Below are 12665 nucleotides of genomic sequence, written 5' to 3'. Positions count from 1 at the left end.
AAAAGTGTCACCTTTTTGTAAGGTTAGTAAATAGTTTATTTATTTTTTTCATGTAATAATATAGGTATAAGAAACGCAAATACATTTTTATAAATTATAGGAGAGTGTCAGTAATGATTGTAACAACAACTTCTGGAATTCAAGGTAAAGAAATTATTGAGTATGTGGATATTGTAAATGGTGAAGCGATTATGGGCGCAAATATTGTACGTGATTTATTTGCTTCTGTTCGTGATGTTGTCGGTGGCCGCGCTGGCGCATATGAAAGTAAATTAAAAGAAGCCCGTGATATTGCGATAGAAGAAATGAAACAACTTGCGAAGCAAAAAGGAGCAAATGCAATTGTTGGCGTTGATGTAGACTATGAGGTTGTTCGTGACGGAATGTTAATGGTTGCTGTAAGTGGTACGGCTGTACGTATATAAAATACATATTAGATAAATGAATAAACTATCTCTATAGAATAGATAATTTTATAAAGAGATGTTTAAAAGATGGTTTCGATATTGTATCGAAGCCATTTTTTTATATCCGTTTATCGTTTTTATCTTTATTAAATGCACGTGCAGATGTGCTGGCTAAACAGCAGAAGAAGCAATGTAAAGGGGATGAAGATGATTGTTCCTGCAAAAGGAAAGGACAGTACTTATCAAGTTGTAATCATTGATGATGTTTTAAATGAGACTGAGTTAGAGAAAATTATGATTTCCTTGTTGAAATAAAAACGGCATGATAAGAAAAGGGCCCTGGGAGTAGAATAGTGTGATTCACACAAAATGATTGGAGATTGCATAGTTCCTCTCTTCGTATAGGGTATAAGTTTTAAGTATTCGTATGAAACGATAGCTAATCAATTAGAAAAGTTCTATTTGTTATGTAATTGACTGGAAGAAAAGAAGCAACGTCAAAAAACATTGCTTCTTTTCATGTATTAAGCAGATTGTCTCTTTTCTTTTTCAAGCAAACTTGCCAATACATGCGTACCATATGATTCTAGCTTAAGCACGAGATTCAAATGGAACAAATTACGAGCGGAAAGGTGAATATAATAGGTGTTCATGAACATTAATATGAAGTCCAGCCACCGTCTACAGCAATGACTTGTCCGTTTACGAAGCTAGCCTCGTCTGAGCCTAAGAAGATAGCTAGTTGTGCAACTTCTTCTGGTTGTCCAACGCGTGGATTAATTGCCATACCTAATGATTGGCGGCTCATACCAAATTCGCTCAAATGAGTCATTGAAGAAGCTATGTTTGTCATGACTGCTCCAGGAGCGATTCCGTTACAACGAATGTTTTTGTCCGCATACATAAAGGCAGTGTTTTTTGTTAGGCCAACGACTGCATGTTTAGATGCTGTGTAAGCAGCACCAGCACGTGCACCGTATAATCCGCCAGCGGAAATATTATTGACGATTGTCCCGTGTCCTTGTTCTAAGAATAGATTTACTGCAATCCGCATTGCTTTCATGACAGATACCGTATTAACAGAGAAAACCTTCTCCCAGCGTTCGTCTAAAATTTCACCAACAGGTTCCATTCCATCCATAATGCCGGCATTATTAACAAGAATATCTAATTTTCCATAAGTTTGTTTTGTTTCATCAAAAAGACGTTGTAGATCCTCATCGGAAGTCACGTTTGTTTGAACAGCAATGGCTTCTGCACCTATAGCCTTAATTCCCTGTACTACATGTTGAGCCCCTTCTAAGTTTAAGTCTGATACAACGACCTTTGCTCCTTCTTTTGCATAACCTTGTGCAATAGCTTTCCCCATGCCTGATGCAGCACCAGTGACAATTGCTACTTTTCCTTTTAATCTCATCTGAAACGGCCCCCTTTGTCTTTTTATTGAACAGTTGTTCAATAAAAATTATAATCATATAAAAGAACGCTTACAATGAGCAAAATAACGATAACTGTTCAATAATTAACACATAGTAAGAGATGTGTTTAATAAGAGGTGAAAAAATGATGCGTACAGATATGCGTATTGTGAAAACAAAAGAGGCGTTACATAATGCATTGTTAGAATTATTAAACGAAAAAAGTCTAGAAGTCATCTCAATCTCGGAAATTTGTAGAAAAGCAAAAATAAATCGTGGCACATTTTACTTGCATTATACACAAATAGAAGATTTATTTGAGGAATATTTTAAGGAAATTACAGCAGATTTGGCATGTTCTTATCAAGAATCTTATCGCCATGTATCAGTATTGAAAACTAGTAACTTAGATCCTTCTACCATTCGGATTTTTCATCATATCGAAAAATACAAATCATTTTACAGAATTATTTTTTCCAAAAAGGTTCCATTAATGTACTACTATTTACTGTTCGAGGAAATAAAGAAATTGTTACTTCAAGATCAAGAAGCTTTGCTTAAAGAAGGAGTTAATCATTCGCTTTATTCTTCTTATCAAGCGAATGCGATAATTGGCATAATTATTGAGTGGTATCAAAATGATTTTTCGTATAGTACAAGTTATTTAAATGATCAACTTGTTCAATTTTTAAATATGAAAGTAGACGGCTAATTGAACAAAAAAAGAGAAAAGAAACAACGCCATAAAACGTTGCTTCTTTCTTTGTATTAAGCTGACTCTCTCTTCATTCTCTCAAGCAAACTAGCCAAAACATGCGTACGATAAGATTCTAGTTTTTTACCTTCATAAGTACGGATACCTAATTTTTTTAGCTCTTTTACGTACCAACCTTTGCTACCGAAATACATGTAATCGCTCCCCTTCAAATTTGTTTTTGTAATTTATTCTGATTTTGGAGGTTCAGGATGTAGATGAAGGAAATGAATTTCGTGTGAAAATGGTTAACTTTGATGCAAAAGACATATATACTAAAGGTAGTATATAACGAGGTGGGCGCGACGTGATTATAGAGAAGCACGAAATTCAAATTGACCAAATTACGAGCGGAAAGGTGAATATATTTACTTTCTACCGAAATAGAAAGCAAATTGACGATCCGTTTTTAAAATTGCAGGAACCATCGCTTACGGCGAACTACTATTTCCATTTTCATTTGGATGCGGAAAGCCTGAGTCTTCTGCAGGAAGAGTTTCCTAGCATATATCCGTACGACGGGAATGGGACCATTCACGACTGGACAGAAAAGATGAAAGATGAACTGCAGCGCCAAATTCAAACTGGAAAGTGGAATAGACGCGTGCGTATTGGTAATCGGATTCTAGATGTGGTATTTACGTGGTGTGATGAAGAAATAGAATGAAAAAGAAGCGGATGACGCTTCTTTTTTTAGCGCTGGAATAAAACGAGTTTTCCTGCTGAAGATGTGCAGCGATGTGTTTTTTCATGCAATCCTTTTTCTTGTAAAATGGATGCCCCTTTTGATTTCGCTTCTGCTTCTGTTGTCGCCTCGAATGATTCGTCTAGCATTTTGGAACCATCTTTTTCAAAGACTGTTAGAATGTATACTCCCATGAAAATCCCCTCCAAAGATTAAAATCAGAATCTTATAACTATTTTGTCATAAAACGATAGAATATGCAAAGAAATATGTGACATGATTGGTAATAAGTAAGGAGGCTTTTGTATTTACTTTATTTTTGAAGAGAAAGGATGAAGGAACACATTAAAAAAGTTCAAGAAGGACCATTTACATTTATTGTTCCATACTATAAAAAGAATGTACAAAAGAGAAGGGTTTTCCTTGTTTTTATACTTTTTGTCTTACAAGTTCTTTCCGTTGATATTGTTTTTCAACTCATAGGTTGGCCGCAATTGGAAGCATAAGTTGACCAGAAAACACTTATTTTTGTAGGTGATTATCTAATTATTCAACGGGATTGGAAGCATAAATTGGCCTTGAGTTAATTATCAACCCATAAGCTTGCCGTGTGTTTTATTCATGTAGCTTTGGAATAAAGTTTAATCAGAAATATTTTGCAAATCCTTATTTAGTGAGAACCAAAAAGAATCCATTTTGAAAAAAGATTGCTCAAAATGGATTCTATTCTTTTTGAATAAACTTTCCGTTTTAAAACAAAGTTTGATCAAACTTTGTTTTATCTTATTTATTTAGAAACAATCTATTTTTCATTTGACTTTTCCAAAAGGAAGTTTAAATGACCTAGATATAAAGAATTCCAAAATTGTCTATTATAGTCATCATCATTTATTAATATGTTATTATCTAATTCCACTAATTTGTTCTTTAATTCATGAAAAGTGTTTATTAGGTCGCGATTCTTGTATTGTTCCTGCTCTATTAGTTGAACCCAATAATTTTTAAAACAATTGAAGCAGCAATACATCTTCTCTATAGAAGAATTGACAAAATTTCTTTCTACTCTTTCCGTAATTTCATGTTCTAACTCATATATTTCTCCTGTTGGCTGGTAGATTGCAATTAGATTACCTGAATCTATATTGCTCCCAATAACGAGGTATGATTTAAATTTCTCTAAACTTGCTAAAAACTTTTCTGTATAGTCTTTATCTAATATAGATAAAGAAAAATCATTTTGTTTTGTCCATTCTACTACATCTAAAAGAAAACCATTAGAATAAGTATAAAAATCCACGTTGAGACATTCGAATTCATTTTCTTTAATTTGATGATTAAGTATAAAATTTTTACTATCTATGGGTAAATTTAATTTGTCTATTTCCAATGTCTTTCCTCCAAATCTTAATGTTTAATATTTTTTTCGTCTCTTCACAAACTCATTTAAATTTTAGCATAAAGAACTAATTTTCTTTAATGAAATCGCTTCGTAGTCTGGCCGGATTGCTGAACAAAAAAATTCTTGCACAAAACAGGATTTTTGATCAAACTTTTTTATAAATTATCAAACTTTGTTTTAAAGCCACATCAAGTCCTGGAAGCATAAGTTGACCAAAACGGCCATCTTATGCTTCTTGTTACAGATATTATTTTATACTGCTCTTGACAAGTATAAAATAATAAGATAAATTAAAGAAAACGCTTACAAATAGAATTGTGGATTGTTACTGTTCGGCAGGCAAAACCTAAGTTTGGATAAGAATGACTAAAGGTTATTCTTATGTGCAAATTTAGGTTTTTTTATTTAATTATTATATGCATCTACAAAATAATTCAATCGAGGACGAGTGCCAATGGAAATAAAAAAAATATTAAATAATAATGTCGCTGTCACGAATAATGAATTAAATCAAGAAATTGTTGTTATGGGTAGAGGGCTTGTTTTTCAGAAGAAAGTTGGAGAGGAAATTGATACCTCAAAAATAGAGAAGACCTTTGTATTAGAAAATCAAGGAGTTTCCGAAAAACTAGCTACATTATTGAAGGATACTTCTGAAGTATATTTGAATATTTCTTCAAAAATTTTGAATTATGCCCAGTCTCAACTGACATATAAATTGGATGAATACTTATATGTTGCGTTAACTGATCATTTAAGTTTTGCGATTAGCAGGCATAAACAAGGGATCCAGCTGAAGAATGCATTATTATGGGAAATAAAAAAATATTATAAGCAGGAGTTTCAAATTGCTTTACATGCATTAGATATAATTGAAAATGATACAGGTATTCGACTTGGAGAAGACGAAGCTGCTTCCGTTGCCCTACATTTAGTTAACAGTCAGTTATCTAGTGAAAACATGGCAGCTGCAGTACAAGCGACTGAAATGGTTAACAACATCTTGAATATTGTAAAGTATCATTTCAAAATAGAAATGGATGAAAATTCGGTCAACTATGAGCGTTTTTTAACACATCTTCGTTTCTTTTCCATACGATTTATACGTAAAGAAAAACAGGCTGAAAGTAATGATCAATTTCTATATGAGCAAGTAAAACAGAAATATCAAGCTGCATCCCAATGTAGTCAAAAGGTTAGGATTTATTTGGAGAATACCTATAATTGGGTGATATCAAATGATGAAGTAGTGTATTTAACATTACATATTCATCGGGTAACCAGTCGACATGAATTTCATCGTACATCAGAGTAAAGTAGTTTCTAACGGTAGCAGTTTAAGAGATAGAATAACTTCTCTTTGAAAATTAAATATCCTTAGGAATGTTACCAGTATTGGGCATAACCTGAGTCAATGTGAACACACACACTATTTTTGTGTGCTCACATTGGCTCAGGTTTTTTATTTCTAAAAAAGTCATAGAAAGTAGGGATCATCATGAAATATGAACAATTGGCAAAAGACATTATTGAAAATGTCGGCGGTAAAGAAAATGTTAATAGTGTTGTTCATTGTATCACCCGTCTGCGCTTTAAGTTAAAAGATGAAGGGAAGGCAAAGACAGAGGTTTTGAAAAATATGGACGGCGTCGTCACTGTTATGAAAAGTGGTGGCCAGTATCAAGTCGTCATTGGAAATCATGTGCCTGATGTCTATAAAGCAGTTGTAGAAATTGGTAGTTTTCATACACAAGCACCTGTAGAAGCAGATGATAACAAAAGTAAAGGAGTATTTAATACATTTATTGATGTCGTTTCTAGTATCTTTACTCCTATTCTCGGTATTTTAGCGGCAACTGGGATGATTAAAGGTCTTACTGCTCTTTTTGTTGCATTGGGTTGGTTGAACAATACTTCAGGGACGTATCAAATATTGAATGCAATTGGAGATTCTATGTTTTATTTCTTCCCAATCTTTCTTGGTTATACCGCTAGCAAGAAATTTGGTGGAAGTACTTTTATCGGTATGGCAATAGGAGCTGCACTCGTTTATCCAGCACTTTCTGGATTAACAACTGGTGAACCACTTTACACATTATTTGCAGGCACGAAGTTTGAATCACCAATTCATATTACTTTCTTAGGAATTCCAGTTATTTTAATGAGATATGCATCATCCGTTATTCCAATTATTCTTGCGACTTATTTCGGAGCAAAAGTAGAGAATGGGTTTAAAAAGATCATTCCAGATGTTGTGAAAACTTTCTTAGTACCTTTTTTTACATTGCTTGTAGTTGTACCAATTACTTTTATCATTATTGGACCAATTGCAACATGGGCTGGTCAGCTTTTAGGACAAGGAACGGTTTGGATTTATCAATTAAGTCCAGTAGTAGCAGGTGTTTTTCTCGGTGGACTTTGGCAAGTGATTGTTATGTTTGGTCTTCACTGGGGACTTGTTCCAATTGGAATCAATAATATTACCACTATGGGATCAGATCCAATTATACCATTGACGTTTGCAGCTTCATTTGCACAAATCGGTGCTGTTCTTGCAGTGTGGTTAAAAACGAAACAGCAAAAATTGAAAACACTTAGTATTCCCGCGTTTATTTCTGGTATTTTTGGTGTGACAGAGCCAGCAATTTATGGGGTTACTCTTCCTTTGAAAAAGCCGTTTATTATGAGCTGTATTGCAGCAGCTATCGGAGGAGGAATCCTGGGAGTAGCCGGTACAGAGAGGTATATGGCTGGTGGGATTGGAATCTTTGGTATACCAACTTATATTAGTCCAAAAGAAGGACTTACTATGGGGTTTTGGGGGTTAATTATCGCCATTGTTGCTTCTTTCGTACTTGGATTTATTCTTACTTATTTATTTGGACTTGGTAAAGAAAAAGGAACTGCTGAAGAAACAGCAGTTACACAAAAAAATGCTAACCGTGAAGAAACTGTGATGAAAGCGGAAGGTGATGTAATTTCTAGTCCATTTAACGGTGAAGTAATGGCTTTATCTACTATTAAAGATGCAGCATTTGCATCAGGTGCACTTGGAAAAGGGGTTGCCATTGAACCTTCAGAAGGTAAATTGTTTTCGCCAGTTTCCGGGACAGTTTCTGCACTATTTCCAACAAACCATGCGATTGGAATTACAACCGATCAAGGAGTTGAACTGTTGATTCATATTGGAATGGATACGGTTCAGCTTGGTGGGAAATATTTCACTGCACATATCGCACAAGGTGCTCGTGTAGAAAAAGGGCGGCTACTTATTGAATTTGATATAGCGTCAATTCAAGCAGAGGGATATATGGTGACAACACCAGTAGTTATCACCAATCCTGACAAATACGACCTAGCGATAACAGAAGAAAAGCAAGTTGCAACTGGTGATCATTTAATTGATTTGGGAGTTAAATAAAGTTTATCAAAAAAGAAGGGAAGCGTTGTTAAGCTTACAAGAAACATGCTTCCTTTCTAGTTTATATATAGTAAAGGAGTGTTAATATGTCTAATTTTGTATTTCCTAACGGGTTTTTATGGGGCGGCGCAATTGCTGCTAATCAGGCGGAAGGAGCATATTTAGAAGGTGGAAAGGGATTAACAACGGTTGATTTATTACCAACGGGGAAAAAACGTTGGGAAGTTATGACTGGGAAAATCAATTCCTTTAAACAGATCGAGGGAGAATTGTATCCTTCTCATGAATCAATTGACTTTTATCATTGTTATAAAGAGGATATTGCCTTATTTGCAGAAATGGGATTTAAAGCGCTGCGTATTTCGATTGCTTGGACACGAATTTTTCCAAACGGTGATGAACTGGAGCCAAATGAAGCAGGTTTACAGTTTTATGATGAGTTATTTGCCGAACTATTAAAATACGGAATTGAGCCAGTTGTTACAATTGCTCATTTTGATGTACCTGTACACTTAGTTGAAAAATACGGAAGTTGGAGAAATAGAAAACTTGTACATTTCTTTGAGACTTATGCCAAAACTATTTTTAATAGATATAAAGATAAAGTGAAATATTGGATGACGTTTAATGAAATTAATATACTTCTCCATTTGCCGTTTTTAGGTGCGGGCCTTGTATTTCAAGATGGAGAGAATAAAACACAAATCCAATATCAAGCAGCACATCACCAGCTTGTTGCAAGCGCACTTGCTGTAAAAGCTTGTCACGAAATGATACCGGATGCAAAAATTGGTTGCATGCTAGCAGCGGGGGCTACCTACCCATATACATGTAATCCAGAAGACATTTTTGATGCGATGGAAAAAGATCGTAAGTCCTTTTTCTTTATTGATGTACAAGCACGAGGCGAATATCCGGGTTATGCAAAGCGATTCTTTAAGGATCATAATTTGACCATTGAGATGGAACAAGATGATGAAGAGATTTTGAAAAATCATACAGTTGATTATATTGGATTTAGTTATTATTCAAGTAGACTAACAAGTAAAGATCCCGAAGTATTAAAAAATATGACAAGCGGGAATGTATTTAGATCTATTGAAAATCCGTACCTAGAAAAATCAGAATGGGGCTGGACGATTGATCCTAAAGGATTCCGAATTACGGCGAACCAGTTGTATGATCGCTATCAAAAGCCTCTGTTTGTGGTTGAAAATGGGCTAGGTGCTGTTGATGAGGTAACTCCTGGAGGGGAAATCAATGACGATTATCGAATTGAATATTTAAAACAACATATCACGGAGATGGGCGAAGCTATCCAAGACGGAGTAGACATTATCGGGTATACAAGTTGGGGGCCAATTGACCTTGTCAGTGCCTCTACAGGGGAAATGAAAAAACGTTATGGCTATATTTATGTAGATAAGGATAATGCAGGTAAAGGATCACGAAAGAGAATGAAAAAGAAGAGCTTTCACTGGTACAAGAAAGTGATTGAATCAAATGGGGAACAACTCGATTAACCAAATGATCTAAGTTTAGAAGATCAAATCTATTTTTAGTAATTTCGTATTGATGAAGTTAAAAAATTGAGGGAGTGGATTGTAATGGAGAAACAAACGAGAAAATTTCCTGAAGGCTTTTTATGGGGCGGTGCTACCGCTGCGAACCAGATGGAAGGTGGATATCATGAAGGCAATAAAGGATTAAGTATTGCAGATACTCTTCCAGGAGGAAAGGGACGAAAAAAGATATTACAAGAGCCTGGATTTCATTTTGAAATTGATAAAACAAAATACAGTTATCCAAATCATGAAGGCATTGACTTCTATCATCGTTATAAAGAAGATATTGCATTGTTTGCGGAAATGGGTTTTAAAGCGTTTCGGATGTCTATTGCTTGGACAAGGATTTTCCCGAACGGTGATGAACTGGAGCCAAATGAGGAAGGTTTGGTTTTCTATGACCGCGTGTTTGATGAATTAGAGAAGCATGGAATTGAACCAGTTGTTACGATTTCTCATTATGAAATGCCAGTAAATCTTGTGAAGAAATATGGTGGCTGGAGAAATCGTGAAGTGGTTACTTTCTTTGAAAGATATGTGAATGCTATTTTCAATCGTTATAAAAATAAAGTGAAATATTGGATGACATTTAATGAAATTAACGGTGGTTTAGTTATGCCGATTATGGGTCTTGGATTTTTAGTAAAAAAAGAAGAGGATAAATATCAGCCGACTTTCCAGGCATTTCACCATCAATTTGTTGCCAGCAGCATTGCTGTAAAAGCCTGTCATGAGATTATTCCAGATTCAAAAATAGGTTGTATGATTTTATTTGCACCAGTATATTCATATGACTGTAATCCGAAAAATGAACTGTATGCACTTCAGGAAGAGCGTTTGTTCAATTATTTCTGTGCGGATGTTCAAGTAAAAGGAGAATACCCAGCATTCATCAAATCTTATTTTAAAAAGCATGGTATTGAGCTGGAAATTCAAGAAGGTGATTTAGAATTAATTAAGAAACATACAGTAGACTATATTGGTTTCAGTTATTACATGTCTCGTACCGACAAAAAAGAAAAGACGGAACAAGAAAAATTGCAAGGAAATATCTTGTCAGGTATGAAAAATCCATTCCTTAAAGCAAGTGATTGGGGATGGGAAATTGATCCAGCTGGTTTAAGGATTTCATTAAATAAATTGTATGATAGATATGAAGTACCGCTTTTTGTAGTTGAAAATGGGCTAGGTGCTTATGATAAGGTCGAAGAAGATGGCACCATCAATGATGAGTATCGGATTGATTATTTGCGAGAGCATATTGTAGCAATGCGTGATGCGATAAATGAAGATGGTGTGGAAATGATGGGTTATACAAGTTGGGGCTGCATAGATTTAGTGAGTGCTTCAACAGGAGAGATGTCTAAGCGTTATGGTTTCATTTATGTAGATAAACATGACGATGGTACTGGAACGTTGGAAAGAAAGAAGAAGAAGTCTTTCTTCTGGTATAAAGATGTTATTGCATCGAATGGAGAGAAGATGTAAAGTCAGTTCTTAAAAAAACTATTTTTCATAATAAAACAAGTAACGTCTCTGCATCTTGTTTTATTCATTTCCATATTACTGTTTTGAAGAAAAAACACATTTCTTTCAATCGCTGTTTTCCTTAATTCTATACAAAAACCCTATAGGGAGACTTTTTTAGTGTCTACCTTATAGGGTACATTTTAAGATCTAAAGGGACTTTCCACTCTTATTATATTCCATGAATTTAAAATCCTCTAAGAAACTTTTTGCTTTACCTTTTTCGCAATAGAACGTGAAGATATTCTACCATGCAGTAAATAGTAAATTCCAATTCCAATTATTGTAAGGAATGAACAATAAAAATATAATGAGCCATGGTCAATTTTAGCTGCTGCAATACCAAAGATAAATGATCCAATACCGAACCCAAAATCGAATATAGAAAGGAATGTAGCCGTAGCCAATGGCCTCTTTTTAGGAGGAGCTACTTGAATGGCAATGGTTTGAAGACTAGGAAACGTGGTTCCCCAACCTAATCCAATAAGGGCTGCTGCTGAAAGAAATAACAAGGATGTATTCGATATACTCAATAAGAACGTACCAACTGCAAAGCATAAAATAGCGGGATAAATTATAGTATTTGCCCCGTATGCATCAAACCATGTTCCAGTAAAAGGTCGGGAAACTAAAAGGACCACTGCGTACACAACAAAGAAATAACTAGAGGCTTCTACTAAACCATGCTCTTTAGCAAATATAGATACGAAGGAAATAATTCCCGAATAAATGAGTGCGAAGAAAGCTGAAACCAGTGATACAGGAATAGCGGAACGCTCTAAAAATTCTCCGATTTTCATGCCTGTTTTTCGTTCAGTTGTCTGTTCTGACATAATAGTTTTCTTAGGTAATTTAACAAATAATCCTGCAACAAGTGCAAAGAGAGAACATAATGCATTTATGATAAACATTAAATGTGTCCCTGCTTGTTGCATAACAGTCAAACCTAAAAAGGGGCCAATAGCCATGCCAAGATTTAGCGTCAGTCCATAGTACCCCATTCCTTCTCCTTTGCGAGATTCCGGGATGAGGTCGGCTACAATTGCTCCAGTGGCAGTTGTTGCCATTCCAAAGCCAATTCCATGAAAAAAGCGAAGAATTAGCAAACCAATAATAGATTGTGGAATAAAATAGAGAATTGAAGCTGCGGAAAGAACCAGGAGGGAACTTATAAAAACGATATACTTTCCTGACTTTTGGATCCATTTACCCGCAAGTGGGCGTGTTAGGATGGCTGCAATCAAAAAAACTGTAGTAATAAGTCCTGCTTCAGATTCGGCGCCGTGCAATTCATGTAAAGAATATATCGGCAGTGTAACCAACAAATAATAAAAGGTTGTAAACACAAGAAAATTAGTAATGGCAATACTGATAAAATCCCTAGTCCATAGTTGGGGTTTATTCAATATTTCCACCTCCCATATAATTAATATTAAGCTCCTACGTTTTGGTCTTTCTCATAAATATCAAAATTCATGTTTGAGTTATT

The 12665-nt window shown here is 35.0% G+C and carries 11 protein-coding genes and 1 pseudogene; 7 read left to right on the top strand and 5 right to left on the bottom strand.

Features of this window, described 5'->3' with window-relative positions; translation table 11 throughout:
- Positions 1–113 precede the first annotated feature (113 nt).
- Complete coding sequence (locus tag M014_RS0104245) at positions 114–425, top strand: heavy metal-binding domain-containing protein (RefSeq protein ID WP_026590607.1); 312 nt, start codon at positions 114–116, stop codon at positions 423–425.
- 640 nt (positions 426–1065) lie between these two features.
- Here the strand turns inward: M014_RS0104245 and M014_RS0104235 are convergent.
- Positions 1066–1824 carry an SDR family oxidoreductase gene (locus M014_RS0104235; protein ID WP_026590606.1) on the bottom strand — a complete coding sequence of 253 codons (759 nt, stop codon included), beginning with the start codon at positions 1822–1824 and terminating at the stop codon, positions 1066–1068.
- Between the two features lie 146 nt (positions 1825–1970).
- Here M014_RS0104235 and M014_RS0104230 point away from each other — a divergent pair, with 146 nt between their 5' ends.
- Positions 1971–2537: a TetR/AcrR family transcriptional regulator gene (locus tag M014_RS0104230; RefSeq protein WP_026590605.1), complete on the top strand. Its 567-nt coding sequence runs from the start codon at positions 1971–1973 to the stop codon at positions 2535–2537.
- Between the two features lie 56 nt (positions 2538–2593).
- On the opposite strand, the gene M014_RS27830 is transcribed toward M014_RS0104230, so the two are convergent.
- Complete coding sequence (locus M014_RS27830) at positions 2594–2734, bottom strand: YflJ family protein (RefSeq protein ID WP_003195687.1); 141 nt, start codon at positions 2732–2734, stop codon at positions 2594–2596.
- Positions 2735–2886: 152 nt separating this feature from the next.
- Between M014_RS27830 and M014_RS0104220 the strand changes: the two genes are divergently transcribed.
- The gene (locus M014_RS0104220) at positions 2887–3246 is read left to right on the top strand and encodes a hypothetical protein (protein ID WP_026590604.1); all 360 of its coding nucleotides are present in this window, start codon (positions 2887–2889) and stop codon (positions 3244–3246) included.
- Between the two features lie 26 nt (positions 3247–3272).
- Here M014_RS0104220 and M014_RS0104215 read toward each other — a convergent pair whose 3' ends face one another.
- Positions 3273–3458 (bottom strand): YhzD family protein, encoded by a 186-nt coding sequence (locus tag M014_RS0104215; RefSeq protein WP_026590603.1) that lies wholly within the window; start codon positions 3456–3458, stop codon positions 3273–3275.
- Positions 3459–4066: 608 nt separating this feature from the next.
- Entirely contained in the window at positions 4067–4651 is a 585-nt protein-coding gene (locus M014_RS0104205; RefSeq protein ID WP_026590602.1) for an SUKH-4 family immunity protein, read from the bottom strand.
- 466 nt (positions 4652–5117) lie between these two features.
- On the opposite strand from M014_RS0104205, the gene licT reads away from it, so the two are divergent.
- From licT to M014_RS0104185, 4 genes and pseudogenes are all read left to right on the top strand, one after another.
- Positions 5118–5978, top strand: a complete 861-nt coding sequence (gene licT / locus M014_RS0104200; RefSeq protein ID WP_026590601.1) for a BglG family transcription antiterminator LicT — start codon at positions 5118–5120, stop codon at positions 5976–5978.
- 183 nt (positions 5979–6161) lie between these two features.
- Positions 6162–8009 (top strand): annotated as a pseudogene (locus M014_RS0104195) (beta-glucoside-specific PTS transporter subunit IIABC); the annotation flags it as partial.
- A gap of 161 nt (positions 8010–8170) precedes the next feature.
- Positions 8171–9607 carry a 6-phospho-beta-glucosidase gene (locus M014_RS0104190; protein WP_026590599.1) on the top strand — a complete coding sequence of 479 codons (1437 nt, stop codon included), beginning with the start codon at positions 8171–8173 and terminating at the stop codon, positions 9605–9607.
- A gap of 84 nt (positions 9608–9691) precedes the next feature.
- Positions 9692–11137, top strand: coding sequence for a glycoside hydrolase family 1 protein (locus M014_RS0104185; protein ID WP_026590598.1), 1446 nt, complete (start codon positions 9692–9694; stop codon positions 11135–11137).
- Between the two features lie 236 nt (positions 11138–11373).
- On the opposite strand, the gene M014_RS0104180 is transcribed toward M014_RS0104185, so the two are convergent.
- A complete protein-coding gene (locus tag M014_RS0104180) occupies positions 11374–12582 on the bottom strand; it encodes an MFS transporter (protein WP_026590597.1) in 1209 nt (402 codons plus the stop codon).
- Positions 12583–12665: the final 83 nt, after the last annotated feature.

The organism is Bacillus sp. UNC437CL72CviS29 (genome assembly GCF_000482345.1).
Lineage (GTDB): Bacteria > Bacillota > Bacilli > Bacillales > Bacillaceae_G > Bacillus_A > Bacillus_A arachidis.
Note: the sequence above shows the minus strand (reverse complement) of the source record. Positions and strands in the feature narration are given on the sequence as shown.

Excerpts from the sequence above, each read along its gene's own strand:
- M014_RS0104190 (WP_026590599.1), top strand. The coding sequence starts at position 8,171 with ATGTCTAATTTTGTATTTCCTAACGGGTTTTTATGGGGCGGCGCAATT.
- M014_RS27830 (WP_003195687.1), bottom strand. The coding sequence starts at position 2,734 with ATGTATTTCGGTAGCAAAGGTTGGTACGTAAAAGAGCTAAAAAAATTA.
- M014_RS0104235 (WP_026590606.1), bottom strand. The coding sequence starts at position 1,824 with ATGAGATTAAAAGGAAAAGTAGCAATTGTCACTGGTGCTGCATCAGGC.
- licT (WP_026590601.1), top strand. The coding sequence starts at position 5,118 with ATGGAAATAAAAAAAATATTAAATAATAATGTCGCTGTCACGAATAAT.
- M014_RS0104245 (WP_026590607.1), top strand. The coding sequence starts at position 114 with ATGATTGTAACAACAACTTCTGGAATTCAAGGTAAAGAAATTATTGAG.
- M014_RS0104185 (WP_026590598.1), top strand. The coding sequence starts at position 9,692 with ATGGAGAAACAAACGAGAAAATTTCCTGAAGGCTTTTTATGGGGCGGT.
- M014_RS0104230 (WP_026590605.1), top strand. The coding sequence starts at position 1,971 with ATGATGCGTACAGATATGCGTATTGTGAAAACAAAAGAGGCGTTACAT.
- M014_RS0104215 (WP_026590603.1), bottom strand. The coding sequence starts at position 3,458 with ATGGGAGTATACATTCTAACAGTCTTTGAAAAAGATGGTTCCAAAATG.